A 20,611-nucleotide genomic window follows, 5' to 3' on the forward strand; every position below is an offset into this window, starting at 1 on the left:
GTGCTCCAATTCTTTACAACTGCGGTAATTATGGGGATTGAATAAAAAGATTCAAGAGTTAGATGCCTCAATTAATTTAAATTCTCGAATTATTTCTTCGATTTGCGCTGATTTAGGGCAAATTATACAAAAGCGGCTTTGGTATTCTTGATTTTGAAAGTACGGCACGCTTATTACGATCAATTCATCACACTCAGTAAAAGGCAATTTTTCGCTATTAAGTACCGAGACACCGTTTTTAAAAGCGAGTTTATCTTCTACATAATTTAAAAACGAAACACCAATATTTAAACTTTGCTCACAATCGATTTGTTTATAGAGGTAATTTTCGCCAACTACAATACTATTATCTGAGCCTAATTTTTGACTTAGTTGTCGCGTCCATTGATTAAGCGAATCATGACAATTTCGAGGCGCTGTATTTGCCATCGCCTGCATACGATACAAACCCTCCATAAGAGTTTGTTGGCTAAATACGGTGTTCAACCATGTTGCAAACTGATAACGAACAGAGTCTGACGAATCATGAGGTTTATCAATACAAATGTTGTGGCTCTGCCCAGCCCTGTCTATTAATAGAATAAGCCAGTCGGTAGAATCAAAATCAAGCACTTCTACTCTAAACACTTGCTGCGAGCTGGCTTGTGGTAAACCAACACAACAACATATTTGGTATTTTTGGCTCAAACCATGTGCTAGTTCAACGAGTTGTGATTGCTCTGGTTGCCAATAATTAGCAATGTCAGCGAGTGGAAAAAACTCGTCAAACCAATAATCAAACCCTTCATTTGTGGGCACTCGTCCTGCAGATGTATGAGGTGAATACAATAGCCCCACTTTTTCTAAGCGAGCCATAGCATTACGAACCGTAGCCGAGCATACTGCCATGCCTTTGAGCTTGGCAATTTTTGTTGATGGAACAGGCAAGCCTTCACCATTACAGTACATGTTCATAACAGCTGAAAAAATTTGCTGATCTCGTGAGTTTAGTTTCATGGTATCTACATCTTGTTGCATGAAAGAGATATCGGGGCGTTTAGTTGTTTTTCAAGTCGTGCAGTTAACTCACTGCGAATAAAATTGAAGGTTTATAATATTGCTATAATCTGTATTTTCAAACACTTCTGTTTTGAGTTACTCTACAATTATTAAATCTTTTTGTGCGTACATTATGGACTCTCCTTTTAATACCATTGGCCTAATTGGCAAACCTAATCACCCGGGAGCCGCTGCTACCCTTCAGCGCTTACATACATTTTTACTTGCGCTTGGTTTTGAGGTAATAGTAGAAAAACGCACAGGGAGTCAATTAGACGATATCCCGCATGACAAACTTGTTAAGTTAGTCGACTTAGGAGAACAAGCCGATTTAGCTATTGTTGTAGGCGGTGACGGTAACATGCTTGGTGCTGCACGCGTGCTTGCGCGCTTTAACATTGCTGTAATTGGAGTAAATAGAGGTAACCTTGGCTTTTTAACTGATTTAAACCCTGAAGGGTTTGAAGCGAGCTTAGAGCAAGTCCTCAGTGGTGAGTACCTTGAAGAAAAACGCTTTTTATTAGAAGTAGAAGTATATCGCCACAACGAATTAAAGAGTGCAAATTCTGCCGTTAACGAAGCGGTACTTCATGCCGATAAAGTAGCGCATATGATTGAGTTTGAAGCTTTTATAAATAATGACTTTGTGTTTTCTCAGCGCTCTGACGGTTTAATAGTATCAACCCCTACTGGCTCTACGGCATATTCACTTTCAGGTGGCGGGCCAATTTTAACGCCAGAGCTAAATGCAATATCGTTAGTGCCTATGTTTCCTCATACCTTATCTAGCAGACCTTTAGTGGTCGATGCCGATAACGAAGTACGCTTAAAGCTAAGCCTAGAAAATACAGATAGCTTACAAGTAAGTTGCGACAGCCATGTTGTGCTTGCCGTATTACCCGGCGATGAGGTAGTAATTAAAAAAGCGGATAAACAATTGCGCTTAATTCATCCAAAAAATTACTCGTACTACAACGTTTTACGTACAAAACTAAATTGGGGTAGTCGTTTGTACTAATTTTATTGCCAAATTTAGTACTATAAAGCAAAATGGCGGCTTAAAATAATAATCAAATAATTTAGGAACGAGTAGCAATGACTTATGTAGTATTCTTTGCTTTACTGCTATTAATTACACTTTTATACAGTTACCTCAAAATTGAGAGTAATCGCAAAAAAGCAATCGAAGCTAGAAAAAAGCTATTTAATGAACGTGTTTCGCATGTAAATTCACGCCTTAAAGCAAAGCTTAATGATCTTCTTGATGCTAAAATAATTCGCCCAAAATACGTTCCTCGTATTCAAGCTATTGTAAATAATTTTTTTGTTGTGCAATCGCATACAGACGAGAATTTGCAACAACTTGAAGATACCGCTGACCTACTAATTAATACGTTGTCCAACGAGTTAATTAAAACTAATCAAACGAATATAATCCAGCCATTGATTGATAATATACAGTACTTTGTATCTGAGTTACCTCAGCAAGGAATTTTATACAATAAGAGTTTTTACCTAAATACTTTACCTCCACTTATCGGGCTACTTAAAACCGAAGACATTATACAAGCTACTGATATTGTTGATGATCAAATTGATACCTCTCCAAAAACTTCTGATACACAATTTACTCAAGATGTAAGCGTTGCATAAATAATAAAAAATTAATTTGCAAAAAACCAAAACACTGTATAAATTAACAGTTAATTGACTGGATGGATAAACAGTATGTTAATTGGTTTAGAAGTTAAAAATTTTGCAATTGTTAGTAATTTAAGCACAGAATGGCGCAGCGGTATGACCGCGATCACTGGCGAGACAGGTGCTGGTAAATCTATTGCTATTGATGCGCTATCATTATGTTTAGGTGAACGAGCTGAAGCATCAGCAGTGCGCCCAAGCTCTGATAAAGCAGAAGTATGCGCTCAATTTGACCTAACAGATTTACCGCTAGCTCAATCGTTTTTAGAGCAACATATGCTAAACAATGACGATAATGAATGTTTATTGCGTCGTGTTGTTTGCAAAAATGGACGCAGTAAAAGCTATATTAATGGCAGTGCCGTTACCGCATCACAATTAAAAGAACTTGGTCAATATTTAATATCTATTCATGGACAACATGCCCACCAACACTTATTAAAAGCTGAGCATCAGTTACAGCTTTTAGATGCTTATGCAGGACATCACCACTTAGTAAATGATGTAAACAACAACTATAAACAGTTTGCTAACTTACAAAAAGAATTTAAACATTTAGAACAACAACAGCAGCAACAAGCAGCGCAAAAACAATTGTTAGAATACCAAGTTGCAGAGCTCGATGAGTTTGCCTTACAAGAAGGTGAGTTTGATTTAATTGAGGCCGAGCATTACAAACTTAGTAACAGCCAAACAATATTAGAATCGTGCCAACGTGAATTACAATATTTATATGAAAGTGATGAACAAAATGCTTGTTCAATGCTGCAGCACAGTGCCCAACAATTCGCTGAGCTGGCTCAATACGACGAAAGCTTAGCGGGCGTAGCAGCCCTCCTTAGTGAAGCCGCAGTACAAGTTGAAGAAGCAAGCCGTGAAGTTCGAAATTATACTGAGCAAGCAGATTTAGATCCTGCTCGTTTAGGTGAAGTAGAAAATAGACTAAGCGGTGCGATGGATTTAGCGCGTAAGCATCACATAAAACCACAGCAGCTAGTTGAGTTTCATCAATCGATTGCTCAGGAGCTTGAGTCAATAAGTAATAATAGTAATCGTCTGGAGCAACTAGAGTCAGAAATAGAAAGCGCGTTACTTAGTTATAAGCAAGCTGCCGATGAACTAAGTAAAAGTCGCTATGAGTATGCTAATACACTTAACACACTAATAAGTGAAAGCATGGCTAATTTATCGATGGAAAACGGTGTATTTGAAATAGCTTTAACTCAAGAGAGTAGCCGCGCACCTAATAGCTTAGGGTACGATAATGTGTCGTTTTTAGTATCAACTAATCCGGGGCAGCCACTTCAGCCGTTAGCTAAAGTAGCCTCAGGTGGTGAGCTTTCGCGAATTAGCCTTGCTATACAGGTAATTATTGCCCAAAAAGTAACAACCCCAACGCTTATTTTTGATGAAGTTGATGTAGGTATTTCTGGCCCTACAGCATCAGCCGTAGGCAAACTATTGCGCCAGTTAGGTAAGTCTACTCAAGTGATTTGTGTTACTCATTTACCGCAAGTTGCTAGTAGCGCACACCAACAATTTTTTGTAGCTAAAGAAATAGCACAAGGCGAAACGTTCACTCATATGCTGCCTTTGAATAAAGATGGTCGTATTAATGAAATAGCTCGCTTACTTGGTGGTGATAATATTAGTAAAACAGCTAAAGCGAATGCTAAAGAACTAATAATGGCCCATGCCTAATATTGGTTAATAGAGCTTTGAAGGATTAAATAATGCACAGTACTTTAGTTAATTTTTGTATCATTTTAAGTTGGTTTTTATTAGCGCTAAGCAGCTGTTTAATAATTTTTAGTAAATATAAGCATACTTACTTTAAACAGCGTTTACTGAGGTTTTTAAATAGCTTTTTAGTTCTTCAGATAATCGCCGTAGCCTATTACTTTACTAGCGAAAAAATAAATAACCTAAGTGACTTAGGCATCAGTTATTGGCTATTAATTACAATGCAGATTGCCTGTAATGCAATGTGTTACATGAGCGTAAAGCGCAGAAAGGCTAAAATAAAGCCATCACTTGATTCGTTTTCAATGGATTAAAGTAGATAAACTTTTAAGAAGAACACGTTCTGTTTTTACCTTGCGCTTTTGCTTTATAAAGTAGTTCATCAGCACGCTTGATATCAAGATCAATTGAGCGTTCGGCACTTGCAGAGATAACACCAATACTTAGCGTAATATTGGTACTATCTGAAAATAAGCTCACAGCTGAAGCTTTAAGGGCGTTGTGGATTTTTTCTGCAACTTGCTCCCCCTGCTCAACTGTTGCATTTGGGATAACAATTAAAAACTCCTCTCCGCCCCAACGTGATGCAATCGCATTTTTTGGAATACTTTTATCAAAGGTTTTAGCTAACTGAATAAGTGCTTCATCGCCAAAATCATGGCCGAATTGATCATTAATTTTTTTAAAATTATCTACATCAGCTAATAAAATTACAAAGGGAGTATTATTATCTTTCAGCTCACTTTTAAAAGCCACAAGCTTATTCATGGTATAGCGACGGTTTGGCAGGTTGGTGAGTGGATCTATAGTTGCTAAAAATTCATTCTTTTGACTCAAAGCAATTATTTTACTGCTGTATTTTTCTCTTGAAAACTCGTAGTAGCCACTCAGCGACGCGACAATTATAAAAGCGAGTATAATTCTGATAGGAAACTGTTCCGGACTATAGTCATATATATTGAATGTATCAGCGCAGTAAAAGCCTAAAACAATCGCTAATAAAAACAAAATTATATCAAATGTACCTCGCTTAAGTCCGCGTATTGAATAAGTAACAGGAGACACTATGAATATCCATATAGGCCCTGTTCCTTGTGCTCCACCAGTGAGGACTAGGTAAAACATTAGTGCATAAAGGTTGTATAAAATTATAGTGCCTGACTTCTCTACTCCCCTACTTATGCTAAATGCCAATAAATAGACAAACGAAGAAACCACCAAGGTACACGCTAATAAATAACTGCTATTAATAAATGCTAAGCTAGCCATAGAAAACGTTGCTATAAACCCTATTGAAGAGAAGAATCGAACAATGAGTTTCCTTTCCGACTTGTTTGAATATTCGTACATAATTTCTATTTATTTTATTAATATATAAAAGCTTACTTGTAGACAAAAAGTAAGCAAACCGTAAACAGCGTGCGATAATGGACCAACTTTATATTTAAATCAACTCTTAAGATTAGTTATTTCGGGTTGATAAAAGCGAATACTTTAACCATTACTTACCTTTGTTAGGGATAATGCAATAATGTTAAGGGTTAAAAAATAAATAAGTTTACTTTTTTATTCCCACACTACCCGCACTAATAGTAATAGTTAAAGTAGTGATATAACACACGTAGTTAAAGATGGTGTTAACGGTACTGTATATATGTATTGAGCCAAGCAACCAATCAATTAACTCTTCAAATCAAAGTATTTATACAACGATGCAAACAAGAGTTATAGCATATTAAGCAACAAAAGAAGCTACAGATTATGGCCAAATAACGTTAGCTAGTACTACTGAAAATCCAAAAAAATCGAGTTGCTATAAGTATATGGCTGTACCCTTGTGTTGGTTAAGTAAAGCGTAAAGTTTGATGTATGAATTAACCCTCAAGGCTGCTTAATAGATGCCCTAAGCATCCGTATTTAGCTCGAAACAAGCTCACCCACACTAAAGCATAATAATCCCTCTTGGTAGTACTCTAAAGGTAAAAACTCAAGGTGTCGCTAAAGAAAGCTATGCTACAGGTGATATTAATATAATACCGTTTGTGGCTAACTACGTTGACATTACATTCGAATAAAACAATAAAAAAAGCAAGCCAGTTGGCTTGCTTCTTATTTATTTTATTAATACGAACAATTAAACTTTTAAGTAATCCATAATACCTTCTGCAGCATTACGTCCTTCAAAAATAGCGGTTACCACTAAATCTGAACCACGCACAATATCGCCACCAGCAAATATTTTAGGGTTCGTTGTTTGATGTGTAAATTCACCCTGTTCTGGTGCATTAATGCCGCCCCAGTGATTTATTTCTACATCGTATTTTTCTAACCAATCCATTTTGTGAGGCTGGAAACCAAATGCCATAATAACTTGGTCAGCTTCTATCACATGCTCTGAACCAGGTACTTCTTCAGCACGACTTCTGCCATTTGCGTCAGGTTCGCCTAATTTAGTTTTAACCATTCTAACGCCAGTTACTTTACCTTTATCGTTCAATACAATGCCTTTAGGCTGAACGTTATAGGTAAATATAACGCCTTCTTCTTTGGCGTTTTTAACTTCACGTTTAGAACCAGGCATATTTTCTTTATCACGACGATAAGCACACGTTACTTTTGCAGCGTTTTGACGAATAGACGTACGCACACAGTCCATCGCTGTATCACCACCACCAAGTACAACTACTTTTTGGTTAGCCATATCAATACACGGCTGCTTAGTCTCGTCATAGCCCATTACACGGTTAGTGTTACCAATCAAGAACGGGAGTGCATCGTGAACACCTGGTGCATCTTCATTTTCAAGACCTGCACGCATACTTTGATACGTACCAACTCCTAAAAATACGGCGTCGTAATCAGCTAAAATTTGATCAAGCGTAATATCAACACCTACTTCAACATTTAACTTAAACTCCACGCCCATTTCAGTGAAAATTTCACGGCGCTTTTGCATCACTTCTTTTTCAAGTTTAAAAGAAGGAATACCAAACGTGAGTAGTCCGCCAATTTCTGGGTGACGATCAAACACTACTGGTTTTACGCCGTTACGAACTAAAATATCAGCACACCCTAAACCAGCTGGGCCTGCACCAATAATAGCTACTTTTTTGTCGGTCCAAGTTACATAAGACATATCAGGCTTCCAGCCCATTTTAAATGCCTCATCGGTAATGTATTTTTCAATATTACCAATTGTAACCGCACCAAACTCTTCATCTAATGTACACGAACCTTCACACAAACGGTCTTGTGGGCAAACACGCCCACAAACCTCTGGTAAGCTATTTGTACGATGAGAAAGCTCTGCTGCCTCTATAATACGACCTGTGCGTATTAACTTTAACCATTGTGGAATGTAGTTATGTACTGGGCACTTCCACTCACAATACGGGTTACCACAATCTAAACAACGATCAGCTTGTGAGTTAACCTGATTCTCTGAAAAGGGTTCGTAAATTTCTACGAAAGATTTTTTACGTGACGAGATTGGTTTTTTGCGTGGGTCTACACGCTGCACGTCTATAAATTGATATACATTTTCGCTCATACTGCCCCCTTATTGCGCCTGAACACGTAGTTCGGCACTACTGCGAGCGCGATGCCCGAGTAAACTTTTTACGTCGCTTGATTTTGGTTTTACTAATTTGAACATCGGTAAGTACAGTTCAAAGTTAGCTAAAATGCTTTCTGCTCTGCACGAACCCGTAAGCTCTAGATGCTCAGCAATTAAGCCGCGTAAATGTTCCTGATGCGACGTTAATTCGTCTAGTGTTACTATTTCTACAAGCTCTGGATTAATGCGTTTTTCAAAATCATTTCGCTCATCTAAAATATAAGCAAAACCACCAGTCATACCTGCGCCAAAGTTAACACCTACATTACCAAGTACACACACAACGCCACCGGTCATGTATTCACAACCATTATCACCTACACCTTCAACAACCGCTTGCACACCTGAGTTACGAACTGCAAAGCGCTCACCGGCACAACCCGCTGCAAACAGTTTTCCGCCTGTAGCGCCGTACAAACATGTGTTTCCGGCAATGGTTGCTTTATGGCTTTCAAAAGATGAGCCAAGTGGTGGACGAATCACTAACTTACCACCAGCCATGCCTTTACCTACGTAATCGTTAGCATCGCCAACCAATGTCATTTCAAGACCACCGGCATTCCATACACCAAACGATTGACCCGCAGTACCATGTAATTCAATTGCTACTGGGTCTGCCGCCATACCTTGATTACCGTGTTTATCAGCAATATAACCCGAAAGCATTGCACCTACAGAGCGGTCAGTATTACAAATACGACTCACAAGCGAGATACCGCTTGACGTATCAATTGCCTCTTGCGCTTTAGCTAATAAACTTTCGTTTAACTTACCTAGGTAATGCGAACTGTTAGGCGCACTACAATACAGTGTTTCGCCAGTTGGGTTGTTCGGCTGAGCAATAACAGACGATAAATCAATTTTCTTCTGCTTTGCAGTTTTGCCTTCAATTTCTTCTAATAAATCTAAACGGCCAATTAAGTCAGTTAAATTTGCAACGCCTAGGCTAGCCATAATTTCACGCGCTTCTTGCGCTATAAACTTAAAGTAGTTCATCGCCATTTCTGGTAAGCCGTGATAATGCTTTTGACGAAGTGTTTCGTCTTGTGTTGCAACACCGGTCGCACAGTTATTTAAGTGACAAATACGTAAGTATTTACACCCAAGGGCAACCATTGGACCAGTACCAAAACCAAAGCTTTCAGCACCTAAAATTGCCGCTTTAATAATATCTAAACCTGTTTTTAAGCCACCATCTGTTTGCAGGCGAATGCGATGACGAAGGCCATTTTCAACTAGTGCTTGCTGTGTTTCAGCAAGTCCAAGCTCCCATGGGCTACCCGCATATTTAACAGAAGTAAGTGGGCTTGCGCCTGTACCGCCATCGTAGCCAGAAATAGTAATTAAATCGGCATATGCTTTAGCAACACCTGTTGCAATGGTTCCCACACCTGGCTCTGAAACAAGTTTTACAGAAATAAGTGCTTTAGGGTTTACTTGTTTTAAATCGAAAATTAGCTGTGCTAAATCTTCAATTGAGTAAATATCGTGATGCGGTGGTGGCGAAATTAACGTAACACCTGGTACCGAATAACGAAGCTTAGCAATATACGGCGTTACTTTTTCACCCGGTAATTGTCCACCTTCGCCTGGTTTTGCACCTTGCGCTACTTTAATTTGAATAACGTCAGCACTGCGTAAGTAATGAGGCGTTACTCCAAATCGACCTGAAGCGACTTGTTTAATACGCGAGTTTTTCTCTGTACCATAACGCAGTTTATCTTCACCGCCTTCACCAGAGTTTGAACAACCACCTAAGCGGTTCATTGCAATTGCTAGCGCCTCATGCGCTTCTGGTGATAACGCACCAATACTCATTGCTGCTGAGTCAAAACGCTTGTATAGGTTTTCTGCAGACTCTACTTCATCGATGCTTATACCTTGCTCAGGTAGTTTAAGCGCTAACATATCGCGCAAAGTCGCTATTGGACGATTATTAACTAAATCAGCGTACGCACTGTAGTCCTTATAATCACCTGAGCGAACCGCTTTTTGCAGAGTTTGAATAACATCTGGATTATAAGCATGATACTCACCACCGTGAACGTACTTAAATAAACCACCGTGGCTTAATAATTTACGCTTACTTAAAGCAAGTTTGTGCAAACTTTGCTGATCGTCATCAAAGTCGGTAAAGCACGCACCTTGTATACGACTTGCAACGCCTTTAAAGCACATCTCAATAATCGCATCAGATAATCCCACCGCTTCAAACAACATTGAACAACGATAAGACGCAACCGTACTTATGCCCATTTTAGACATAATTTTGTATAAGCCTTTATTAATGGCTTTACGATAAGCAAGGGTCACTTCGCAATACGACTTATCAATAATTTTGCTGTCGCTCATCGCAACTAACGATTCATACGCAAGGTATGGATAAATTGCCGTAGCACCAAAACCTAATAGCACAGCAAACTGGTGCGCATCTCGCACGCTGCCAGTTTCAATGATAATGTTTGATTCACAGCGCAAGTTGTTATCAACTAAGCGTTTTTGTACCGCACCTACAGCCATAGCAGCTGGAATTGGTAAATTTATTTCATCAAAGTTACGGTCAGTTAAAATAAGCATGATACAGCCAGCAGCTGCTTTTTCTTGTGCTTGGTCACAAATACGCGTAACCGCGTTTTCTAAACCCTCTTCAACTGTGTAGGTAATATCAATTTTACAGTAGCTGTAGTGCGCTTCATCAGCATTTAATAGCTGCTGCATGTCTGCGTACATTAAAATTGGTGTATCAAACTGTAGGCGCTTAGCGTGGCCCGTTGTTTCGTTAAATACGTTTTGCTCACTACCAATACAGGTTGCAAGCGACATTACATGGTTTTCACGTAGTGGATCGATAGGTGGATTTGTTACTTGCGCAAATTTTTGGCGGAAGTAATCATAAAGTGAACGATGCCCTTCACTAAGCACAGCAAATGGCGTGTCATCACCCATTGAGCCTGTCGCTTCTTGGCCGTTTTCACCCATTACACGAATAACGCTATCAAGCTCTTCGTTGGTATAACCAAACATTTTTTGATATTTAACTAGCGTTTCGTCATCAAATGAGCGATTACCGGCGTCTTGCTCAGTAAGTTCTTCAAATGGAACTAAACGCTTAACGTTTTCTTCAAGCCATGACTTGTAAGGATGGCGAGATTTTAAATCCTGATCGATTTCATCCGAGTGCCAGATTTTGCCAAGTTTAGTATCAATAACTAATAATTCACCTGGACCAACACGGCCTTTTTCAACCACTTCATCGGCAGTGTAATCCCAAATACCCACTTCTGATGCAAGTGTAATAAAACCATCTTGTGTAATTACATAACGTGCTGGGCGAAGTCCATTACGGTCAAGGTTACACGCCGCAAAACGACCATCCGACATAACAATACCTGCCGGGCCATCCCATGGTTCCATATGCATAGAGTTAAAGTCGTAAAATGCACGTAAATCGTCGTCCATTGCACGGTTTTTCTGCCATGCAGGCGGAACGAGCATACGCATAGCGCGGAATAAATCCATGCCGCCAGCTAAAAATAGCTCAAGCATATTATCTAGGCTTGATGAATCAGAACCGGTTTCGTTTACAAACGGCGCTGCGCTTTGTAAATCAGGAATAAGCGGTGACGCAAACTTATAAGAACGTGCGCGTGCCCACTGGCGGTTACCTTCAATAGTATTAATTTCACCATTGTGTGCTAAATAGCGGAAAGGTTGAGCTAAAGGCCAACGCGGCTGAGTATTAGTAGAAAAGCGCTGATGGAAAACACAAATCGCACTCGTCATACGAATATCAGCTAAATCTAGGTAAAAATTAGGTAAATCCGCAGGCATCATTAAGCCTTTATAGATAGTTACCAAACCAGATAGACTTGCGATATAGAAAGCTTCATCATCAACAATGCGCTTTTCAGCGCGGCGGCGTGCTACATATAAGCGACGCTCTAAGTCTTTAGAACGCCAACCTTCTGGCGCGCTAACAAAAATTTGTTCAAAACCTGGTAATTGCTGTACAGCAATAGGACCCAACATAGATGGGTCGGTTGGTACAACACGCCAACCTAAAATATTTAGCGTTTCTTTTTCTAATTCTTCGCTAAGTATTTGTTTTGCAGCTTGTGCTAAAACAGGGTCTGAATTTAAAAATATCATACCCACTGCGTAGTTTTTGCCTAAGTGCCAATTATGTTCACTGGCAATTGCACGGAAAAAGCTATCTGGTTTTTGTAATAATAAACCACAGCCATCACCTGTTTTACCATCGGCAGATATACCGCCACGGTGCTGCATGCGATCAAGCCCCGTAATAGCAGTACGAATAAGCCTATGACTAGCTTGACCATTAACTTGGGCTATTAAGCCAAAGCCACAATTTTCTTTTTCTAACTTTGAGTCGTATAACATAGACCCCTCCCCTTGCTGCACTGTTAGCGTGGATGAACTGCTCGACGATTTGCTAACAGACGGACAAAACTAGCCTCTATCTTAAATAGAGTCAATAGCATTTTGAATACATATTCACATTCTTGAATATTTCTCACTTCATAGCAAGATTTCTTTTTATCATTATTTTTAACATTTAGCGTTATTTTAACCACTATTTTTTCATGACACTGGTGTCAAGTTTAACATATTGTAAAAAACACAAGCACCCAAAGTCGCAGCTTACGTAAACGTAAAGGTGAGCAAAAGTGAATAAGTATTCAACTCATGAAGGGCTATTCAGTTAACATTTAGATAGTTTTGTGCTATTTCATTACTTTAATGGCTTAACATCCCCGATAATTGCTGCTCATTAGTATAGTTATGAAAGTTCATGTCCTTTTTTGTACATTAATAGTGAATTTTTATTTAAAGCGGTGTCCGATGCGGACATAAAAACTGTCCGCGGACATAACTTTCAAGAACAAAAAATAAAAAGCACTTTAATATCAATGCGATAATAGTTGGCATATTAATCGTATAGCTTTACATATAATCGCTAATTGGAATTACTATGTTTACTCTAAGCTTATTTTTACTCTCTCCTATTGCCGCCATTTGCACAGCAGCTTTATTACTGCTGTGCGAAAAATACATAAAAGCAATGTAGGGGGAATTAAATGATTAAAGATACCAGTGCACAAGACGTACAAGTAAAGGCACCTATAAACTATAAAAAATACGCGATCATCACTGCGGTTATTTTCATTGCATCCTCTACAATTGCTTATATTTTTTTAACTAACCATAGCGCTAAAAGCTCTATTAGCCGCTCAAAAGTACAGGTTGCAAAAGTACATGTTAAAGCGCTCATTCGAGATATTGCCGCCAGTGGTAAAATTGTTGCTGCTAATGCTCCTAAAATCTACAGTCCAGAACGTGGATTTATAGATTTAAAAGTAAAGGCCGGCGATACAGTAAAGCAAGGCAACACACTTGCCCTGCTGCAAAGCCCTGAGTTAACTAACGAATTAAAGCAACAGGAGTCTGTACTTAAAAGACTACAAGGCGAGCAGCAAAGGCAGCATTTGCAAGCAAGACGCCAAACACTCACTTTAAATAAAACACTCGATATGGCACAAGTTGAGCTTAATGCCGCTGAGCGCGAAAATCGCCGGGCGCAGTTATCAATTCAAAAGCACTTAATTAGCCAAATTGATCTTGAAAAAGCAGTTGATGATTTATCCCGAGCTAAGCTCTCATATAAACATGCACAACAAGAGGTATTGCTTGCCAAAGACACGCTCGCCTTTGAACTACAAGCTGCTAAAAGTGATGTGACCCGCCAACAACTTATCGTTGATGATTTAATCAGAAAAGTAAGCAACCTATCTATTAAGGCTACCGTTACTGGGATCGTGGGTAACCTACTTGTGCAACAAAAAGCCGCAGTGACGCAAAGCCAACCTCTTATGACACTCGTCGACTTAAGTAATTTCGAAGCGGAACTCCAAGTACCTGAAAGTTACGCCAACGAATTAGGGCTCGGTATGGAAGTAGAGCTTAAGTTAGGCAATGAAACAGTGATGGGGAATTTATCCGCCATATCACCAGAAGTTAATAATCGTGAAGTAACAGCACGCGTCCGATTTAAAGGTGTTACTAACAACATCCGTCAAAACCAACGCTTAACTGCACGTATTTTACTCGACAACCGAGAAGGTGTAATGCAGGTAAAACGCGGCGCTTTTATGCAGCAAGGCGGAATTTTTGCTTATAAGGTAGAAGGCAATATTGCAAAGCGTATACCTATTACAATAGGCGTCACCAGCATTAATGCGGTTGAGCTTTTGAGCGGACTAAAAGAAAACGATGAGATTATTATTTCAAGCTACAGCGACTTTAAGCAAGCCGATACGATTTTATTAAATTAAACAGACGTTCTCAACCAACGCTAAAAATAATTAGGAACAACCATGTTACAAATGAACAATGTAAGCAAAGTATACCAAACAGAAATGGTACAAACCCATGCGCTTCGAGACTTTAACCTGCAAGTAAACGAAGGCGAATTTATTGCTGTTACCGGTCCTAGCGGCTCAGGAAAAACAACCTTTTTAAATATTGCAGGTATGCTCGAGCCTTTTAACGAAGGTGAATACCTGTTAGATGGCGTTAATGTTGGCAGCCTAAACGATAACCAACGTGCTGATTTACGGAATCAAAAAATTGGTTTTATATTCCAAGGCTTTAATTTGATCCCCGATTTAAATTTATATGAAAACATAGAAGTTCCTCTTCGCTATAGAGGGATTAAAGCAAATGAGCGAAAACGTCGAATTGAGCAATGCCTTGAACAAGTTGGTTTAGCATCTCGCGCTAAACACTTACCTCAACAACTCTCTGGTGGCCAGCAACAACGTGTGGCAATAGCCCGTGCGCTTGCTGGTGAACCTCGTTTTTTACTTGCCGATGAGCCAACAGGTAACCTTGACAGCTTAATGGCTCGCCAAGTTATGGAGTTACTTGAACAAATCAATCGCGACGGTGCCACTATTGTAATGGTAACGCATGATAGCGAATTAGCCCGCCGTGCTCCGCGTAATATTCAAGTAGTTGATGGGCAACTTGCCGACTTTACACTTTATCAAGGCGCGCAAACTATAAAAACAGCATCGGGGGTTTAACTAATGTTTATTCATTATTTAGATTTAAGTTGGCGCAGCTTCAAGCGCACCCCACTGGTTAGCTTTTTAATGGTACTGGCCATTGCGATAGGTATAGGCATAACAATGACCAGCCTTAGTGTTTATCACATGATGTCGGCCGATCCTATCCCAGAAAAAAGCAGCCAACTTTACAGTGTGCAATTACAAACAATGGACGATGGTAGTACGTGGTGGACAGAAGATAACATGCCACTGCAACTGACCTATCAAGATGCTGAGAACTTATTAAACGCACCCACGCCAGAGAAAAAAGTGGCTATGATGCGTACCGGCTTTTCAGTTTATCTAGACTCCGACAAAATAAAACCTTTTATAGGTAATGCTCGCATGACAACGCCTGACTTTTTTAGCATGTTTAATTTGTCATTTTTATACGGGGGGGCTTGGAGCAAAGAGCAAGAAGACTCTGCCGCACCTGTGGTTATTATTACCCAAGAGATAAACGATAAACTATTTGCTGGAAAAAACTCTGTCGGAGAACTGATTTACTTAGATGATGCAAGCTATCAAGTAGTTGGTGTTATTAACCATTGGCCTCTCAATATTAAATATTATGATTTAAACAACGGTGCATTTAATCAAGTAGAAGAGTTATTTATGCCCTTTAGCTTAATAAAGACAAAAGAGCTAGTAAGTTGGGGCAATAGCAATGGATGGAAACACGAAAACACACCAACCTTTGCAGATAAACTGCAATCTGAGCAAGTATGGATCCAGTTTTGGGCAGAGCTAAATACGCTTGAACAAAAACAAGCCTATCAAAATTACTTATTAGCCTATATGCAAGAACAACAAAAACGTGGTCGATTTAATCGTAAAGAACTTGAGTATAAACTTCGCGATGTAAACCAATGGATGCAATACAACAACGTCGTCACCGAAGACAATAAAATTTTAGTGGGCCTGAGCTTTATGTTCTTAGGTGTCTGCTTAGCCAATATTTTAGGTTTACTTTTAGCTAAGTTTTTACGCAGAGCGCCAGAAGTAGGTGTAAGACGCGCATTAGGTGCTAGTAAAAGGCAAATATTTTTACAGCACTTAGTTGAGGTCGCCATGCTTGGCTTTATAGGTGGCATGCTAGGAATTGTCCTAGCACAACTTGGTTTAATGGGCGTAGGGCAAAGCTACGACTACTATGAAAACTTAGCGACAATGGATTTAACCATGCTATTGAGCGCCCCATTGATTGCAATTACAACCTGCATTTTAGCTGGTTTGTACCCAGCTTGGTTAGTGTGTAAAACCAATCCTGCTATTTATCTTAAGAGCCAATAAGGAATGTCATAATGTTAGAAATAAAACCTATATTTAACGCCTTATGCCGCTCAAAGGTGGGCGCTGTATTACTACTAATTCAAATTGCAATTACCACAGCTATAGTCAGTAATGCTGCATTTATTATTCAAGATAGAATTAGCTATTTAAACCAAGAAACGGGCTACCCTGAGCAAGATATATTTAAGTTTAATGTAATGACCTTTGGTACTGATATTAACTTAAGCCAGCAGTTTGAGCTTGATGAAAGCATGCTTAGAAAAATGCCAGGCGTAGTTGATGCCGCATTAAGCAGTAGTATTCCGCTATCAGGGGGTGGCAGCGCTTCGAGCTTTAATTTAAAACCTGCTCCACAAGAAGGCCTAAGTGTCAGGACCGCTTATATTTTTATAGATGACCACGCAATTAATACCTACGGCGTTAACTTAATTGCAGGGCGAAACTTTACCGAAGATGAAGTGCTCGTTACAAACGAAATTACACAAAAGCGCACCAACGTCACTATAGTCACTAAAGCCTTACTTGATGAGCTCTACCCTGATGGAGATGGTTTAGGAAAGATAGTTTATTTTGGTGACCTACCACTTAAAGTTATTGGCGTGATCGGAAAAATGAAAGGCCCGTGGCTCAAAGACAGTAAACCCGATAATCTTGCGTTTATTCCTTATATTAAAGCAGCAAGTTATGCACAAGTTGCCGTTCGTACTAAGCCTGGTCAGCGAGCAGCTGTAATGAAAGAAATAGAAAATGCTATGCTCGAAAATTACAGCAAACGCGTTATTAACAACATTAAAGGGCTTGATGAATTAAAAAATGAGTATACCGCTCAAGATCGCCTTATGATGCGCATGCTCATAGTATTAATCACTATTTTAGTGCTTATAACCGCTCTCGGTATTTTTGGCTTAACCTTATTTAATATTAGCAAACGTACTAAGCAAATTGGTACACGCAGAGCACTTGGCGCAAGAAAGTCAGCTATTGTTAGCTACTTTTTAGTAGAAAATGCATTAATTTGTAGCCTAGGTTTAGCCTTAGGGGTAGTAACAGCAATACTACTTGGGAAAATGTTAATGCAGTATTTTTCTATAGCCGCACTACCGCCAAGTTATATAGCCGTTACCGCCATTGCCGTATTTTTAATGAGTTTACTTGCAGTATTAGCGCCGGCTAAACGCGCTGCCAATATTTCGCCCAGTATCGCAACTCGCACTATTTAATAATATGTAAATCACTATGCTACACTGCTTAGTAAGGCAGTGTAGCCATTAAAAAATTATAAAAATAACCTATGACTCATAAAATACTCGTTGTTGATGATAACCAAGCAGTACTCGACGCACTTTCATTGTTGCTCGAGATCCACGATTTTTCGGTAGTCACTGCAACAAATCCATTTGATGCTTTGCAAATAGTTCGCTATCAGCGAATTGAGCTTGTAATTCAAGACATGAACTTTACCAGTGACACGACCTCTGGTGAAGAAGGTAAAGCCTTGTTTTATGAACTACGAGAAATAAACCCACACCTCCCTATTATACTTATTACAGCCTGGACCGAACTTGCCACCGCCATTGAGCTTGTAAAAGCCGGTGCTGCTGATTACTTACCAAAACCCTGGGATGATGCAAAACTACTAGTTTGTATCGGTAACTTAATAGAACTAGGCAGTGCAAAAAAAATAGTGGCGACACATAATCGCCATCAACAAGAACGTGAAGGTACATTTAAAAATGCAGACCTTGCTGGGCTAATATTTAAAAGTACTGCGATGGAACGACTGGTTACTATGGCGCTTCAAGTGGCTAAATCTGATATATCTGCATTAATTACAGGCCCTAATGGTAGTGGCAAAGAGTGTATTGCGCATATTATTCAAAAAAACTCCCCGCTTGTATCGCAGCCTTTTATTAAGGTAAACGCCGGTGCACTACCGCAAGAACTTATAGAGGCCGAGCTTTTTGGCGCTGAAGCCGGTGCATATACGGGGATAACCAAACAACGTATTGGTCGATTTGAAGCAGCTGATGGCGGTACGTTATTTTTAGATGAAATTGGTAATTTACCACTTTCAGGACAAATAAAATTACTACGCGTACTACAAACCGGCGAGTTTGAACGTTTAGGCTCAACACAAACACGAAAGGTAAATGTGCGGGTTATATCGGCCACTAACGAAAACTTACTACAAGCAATTCAACAAGGTCGATTTAGGGAAGACTTATATTATCGCCTTAATGTAATTGAGCTCAATGTGCCTGCCCTGTGCGAAAGACAAGATGATGTTTTAGCACTTATTAGCCATTTTTTACCTCACCGAGAGCTGACTATAAACACAGAGCAAGCACTTCAACATTACAAATGGCCGGGTAACGTTCGAGAGCTAGAAAACGCTTGTAAACGCGTAGCGGTACTAAAACCTACAGGTGCGCTTACAGTCGATGACTTTGTACTTTCGTCACAGGTCTCTTCCCAACAAAAAGCAGAGCCGACCAAACAGGAAATAGAACATGCAATGCGCGCTCATCAAGGTGTTATAGCCAAAGTGGCCCGTGAATTTGGTTTAAGCCGACAAGCTCTTTATCGTCGATTACAAAAAATGGGTATTGATTATTAATGCCGAGCATTATTAGCCACTTTACCCTAAGCCAAAAGGTTGTATTAATTTGCGGGCTTTGTAGCGCGCTGCCTGTTGTTATTATTGCCGCGCTAAGTGCCTTTGATATTTACTACACTCTGTTTTTAATATTGCTAACGCTTACATTTAGCACCCTGCTTTCAAGAGCTCTCACCAAGCCAATAAAGCTTGGCATGCAATCGCTTGAAACCGGATTACTTAATTTTAAAGATGGTGAGCTCTCCAGTTTGCTTGCGTATAAAAGTAATGATGAACTTGGAAAACTATGCCAACTTTATAATCAAACCGCAAAACAGGTTCGCCAAGAAAAACAATGGATTTACCAGCGCGAGTTAATGCTTGATAAAGTATTGCAAAGCTCGCCGCAAGCGTTATTGCTGGTCAATGATAATAATACGGTGGTATTTAGTAATTTAATTAGCCGTAGTTTATTTAATAGCGCAACTCGCCTTGAAGGTATGCAACTAAGTAAGTTACTCGAAAATTCGCCTCTGCAATTAGTAGCAGCTATAGAGCACGGTATTGATGGCCTCTTTAATATAGAAATAGAGAATCAAGACTTGCAAACTTGGCATTTAGCCACTGGGGAGTTTTTACTTAATAATCAAAAGCATCATTTATATATATTTAAACAGTTAACCCGTGAACTTAGTCGCCAAGAAGTTGCCGTGTGGAAAAAAGTAATACGCATTATTAGCCACGAATTAAATAATTCACTCGGCCCTATGTCATCCATGCTACACAGCGCACAATTGCTCGCAAATAAAGTTGATGAGCCCCGCCTTGCCCGTGTATTTGCAACTATTGATGAGCGAATTAGTCACTTAACTGAATTTGTACAAGGCTATGGCAAGTTTGCTAAATTACCTCAGCCACAAAAAACGCGAGTTAACTGGCAAAACACACTCAATAATTTAAAAAACCACTGGCAATTTAGCTACGAAATAAAAAATTCACACAATGAATTACAAGCTGATCAAACACAACTCGAGCAGCTGCTGATAAACTTATTAAAAAATTCACACGAGTCAGGCTCCAACGCCAATGAAATACATATTCAGGTCGAGTTTGTACCCCAAGCATGTGTCATAAATGTAAGCGACTGCGGCAAAGGAATGAGCGAGCAAGTAATGGCAAATGCTTTAGTGCCCTTTTATTCAACAAAAAGTACGGGGAGTGGTTTAGGGCTAGCCTTATGCAGAGAAATAGCAGAAGCGCACCAAGGGCATATAAGTTTACATAACAAAATAGAGGGCGGCTTAAACGTACAAGTGAGCCTTCCTTATTGATAAATTTACACAAATTAGAAACAACAAAGCCACTTAAAAAGCTGTCTCTTATACACAAATCCCTGCTAAGAAATTAGCGGGGATTTTTTTGAACTAAATCTCAATTTCATGATCAGATCTTCAAATCTTGTTTGAGGGCACATTATGATTAACGAACATACTC

14 protein-coding genes are annotated in these 20,611 nt (G+C 39.4%); 10 read left to right on the plus strand and 4 right to left on the minus strand.

The features are described from left to right. Window positions 1-51: 51 nt before the first annotated feature. Complete coding sequence (locus tag H5115_RS10660) at window positions 52-1,017, minus strand: HrcA family transcriptional regulator (RefSeq protein ID WP_004335385.1); 966 nt, start codon at window positions 1,015-1,017, stop codon at window positions 52-54. A gap of 154 nt (window positions 1,018-1,171) precedes the next feature. Between H5115_RS10660 and nadK the strand changes: the two genes are divergently transcribed. The 4 genes from nadK to H5115_RS10680 all read left to right on the plus strand — a co-directional run bounded on the left by nadK (window position 1,172) and on the right by H5115_RS10680 (window position 4,796). Next, window positions 1,172-2,056: an NAD(+) kinase gene (nadK, locus tag H5115_RS10665; protein WP_004335384.1), complete on the plus strand. Its 885-nt coding sequence runs from the start codon at window positions 1,172-1,174 to the stop codon at window positions 2,054-2,056. A gap of 77 nt (window positions 2,057-2,133) precedes the next feature. Then, complete coding sequence (locus H5115_RS10670) at window positions 2,134-2,691, plus strand: hypothetical protein (RefSeq protein ID WP_024597393.1); 558 nt, start codon at window positions 2,134-2,136, stop codon at window positions 2,689-2,691. A 75-nt stretch (window positions 2,692-2,766) separates the two neighbouring features. After that, window positions 2,767-4,440: a DNA repair protein RecN gene (gene recN / locus H5115_RS10675; RefSeq protein WP_039487455.1), complete on the plus strand. Its 1,674-nt coding sequence runs from the start codon at window positions 2,767-2,769 to the stop codon at window positions 4,438-4,440. A 32-nt stretch (window positions 4,441-4,472) separates the two neighbouring features. Beyond that, window positions 4,473-4,796, plus strand: a complete 324-nt coding sequence (locus H5115_RS10680) for a hypothetical protein (RefSeq protein ID WP_004335381.1) — start codon at window positions 4,473-4,475, stop codon at window positions 4,794-4,796. A 13-nt stretch (window positions 4,797-4,809) separates the two neighbouring features. Here the strand turns inward: H5115_RS10680 and H5115_RS10685 are convergent, their stop codons facing one another. The 3 genes from H5115_RS10685 to gltB all read right to left on the minus strand — a co-directional run bounded on the left by H5115_RS10685 (window position 4,810) and on the right by gltB (window position 12,499). Next, window positions 4,810-5,832, minus strand: coding sequence for a GGDEF domain-containing protein (locus tag H5115_RS10685; RefSeq protein WP_366499892.1), 1,023 nt, complete (start codon window positions 5,830-5,832; stop codon window positions 4,810-4,812). Between the two features lie 784 nt (window positions 5,833-6,616). Then, complete coding sequence (locus H5115_RS10690) at window positions 6,617-8,032, minus strand: FAD-dependent oxidoreductase (protein WP_004335378.1); 1,416 nt, start codon at window positions 8,030-8,032, stop codon at window positions 6,617-6,619. A 9-nt stretch (window positions 8,033-8,041) separates the two neighbouring features. Beyond that, window positions 8,042-12,499, minus strand: coding sequence for a glutamate synthase large subunit (gene gltB, locus H5115_RS10695; RefSeq protein ID WP_182755194.1), 4,458 nt, complete (start codon window positions 12,497-12,499; stop codon window positions 8,042-8,044). Between the two features lie 698 nt (window positions 12,500-13,197). Here gltB and H5115_RS10700 point away from each other — a divergent pair. From H5115_RS10700 to H5115_RS10725, 6 genes are all read left to right on the plus strand, one after another. Continuing rightward, entirely contained in the window at window positions 13,198-14,451 is a 1,254-nt protein-coding gene (locus H5115_RS10700; protein WP_182755196.1) for an efflux RND transporter periplasmic adaptor subunit, read from the plus strand. A 42-nt stretch (window positions 14,452-14,493) separates the two neighbouring features. Then, window positions 14,494-15,204: an ABC transporter ATP-binding protein gene (locus tag H5115_RS10705; protein ID WP_004335374.1), complete on the plus strand. Its 711-nt coding sequence runs from the start codon at window positions 14,494-14,496 to the stop codon at window positions 15,202-15,204. A gap of 3 nt (window positions 15,205-15,207) precedes the next feature. Continuing rightward, the gene (locus H5115_RS10710) at window positions 15,208-16,521 is read left to right on the plus strand and encodes an ABC transporter permease (protein WP_182755199.1); all 1,314 of its coding nucleotides are present in this window, start codon (window positions 15,208-15,210) and stop codon (window positions 16,519-16,521) included. Between the two features lie 11 nt (window positions 16,522-16,532). Then, entirely contained in the window at window positions 16,533-17,741 is a 1,209-nt protein-coding gene (locus H5115_RS10715; RefSeq protein ID WP_182755201.1) for an ABC transporter permease, read from the plus strand. A gap of 71 nt (window positions 17,742-17,812) precedes the next feature. Beyond that, window positions 17,813-19,138, plus strand: coding sequence for a sigma-54 dependent transcriptional regulator (locus H5115_RS10720; protein WP_182755203.1), 1,326 nt, complete (start codon window positions 17,813-17,815; stop codon window positions 19,136-19,138). Next, entirely contained in the window at window positions 19,138-20,448 is a 1,311-nt protein-coding gene (locus tag H5115_RS10725; protein ID WP_182755205.1) for a PAS domain-containing sensor histidine kinase, read from the plus strand. Before H5115_RS10720 ends, H5115_RS10725 begins: the two co-directional genes overlap by 1 nt. Window positions 20,449-20,611: the final 163 nt, after the last annotated feature.

This window comes from Pseudoalteromonas sp. SR44-2 (assembly GCF_014163745.1).
Taxonomy (GTDB): domain Bacteria; phylum Pseudomonadota; class Gammaproteobacteria; order Enterobacterales; family Alteromonadaceae; genus Pseudoalteromonas; species Pseudoalteromonas distincta.

Bases quoted from the DNA above. Each gene is read 5' to 3' on its own strand.
- H5115_RS10660 (WP_004335385.1), bottom strand. From the start codon at position 1,017: ATGCAACAAGATGTAGATACCATGAAACTAAACTCACGAGATCAGCAA.
- nadK (WP_004335384.1), top strand. From the start codon at position 1,172: ATGGACTCTCCTTTTAATACCATTGGCCTAATTGGCAAACCTAATCAC.
- H5115_RS10670 (WP_024597393.1), top strand. From the start codon at position 2,134: ATGACTTATGTAGTATTCTTTGCTTTACTGCTATTAATTACACTTTTA.
- recN (WP_039487455.1), top strand. From the start codon at position 2,767: ATGTTAATTGGTTTAGAAGTTAAAAATTTTGCAATTGTTAGTAATTTA.
- H5115_RS10680 (WP_004335381.1), top strand. From the start codon at position 4,473: ATGCACAGTACTTTAGTTAATTTTTGTATCATTTTAAGTTGGTTTTTA.
- H5115_RS10685 (WP_366499892.1), bottom strand. From the start codon at position 5,832: ATGTACGAATATTCAAACAAGTCGGAAAGGAAACTCATTGTTCGATTC.
- H5115_RS10690 (WP_004335378.1), bottom strand. From the start codon at position 8,032: ATGAGCGAAAATGTATATCAATTTATAGACGTGCAGCGTGTAGACCCA.
- gltB (WP_182755194.1), bottom strand. From the start codon at position 12,499: ATGTTATACGACTCAAAGTTAGAAAAAGAAAATTGTGGCTTTGGCTTA.
- H5115_RS10700 (WP_182755196.1), top strand. From the start codon at position 13,198: ATGATTAAAGATACCAGTGCACAAGACGTACAAGTAAAGGCACCTATA.
- H5115_RS10705 (WP_004335374.1), top strand. From the start codon at position 14,494: ATGTTACAAATGAACAATGTAAGCAAAGTATACCAAACAGAAATGGTA.
- H5115_RS10710 (WP_182755199.1), top strand. From the start codon at position 15,208: ATGTTTATTCATTATTTAGATTTAAGTTGGCGCAGCTTCAAGCGCACC.
- H5115_RS10715 (WP_182755201.1), top strand. From the start codon at position 16,533: ATGTTAGAAATAAAACCTATATTTAACGCCTTATGCCGCTCAAAGGTG.
- H5115_RS10720 (WP_182755203.1), top strand. From the start codon at position 17,813: ATGACTCATAAAATACTCGTTGTTGATGATAACCAAGCAGTACTCGAC.
- H5115_RS10725 (WP_182755205.1), top strand. From the start codon at position 19,138: ATGCCGAGCATTATTAGCCACTTTACCCTAAGCCAAAAGGTTGTATTA.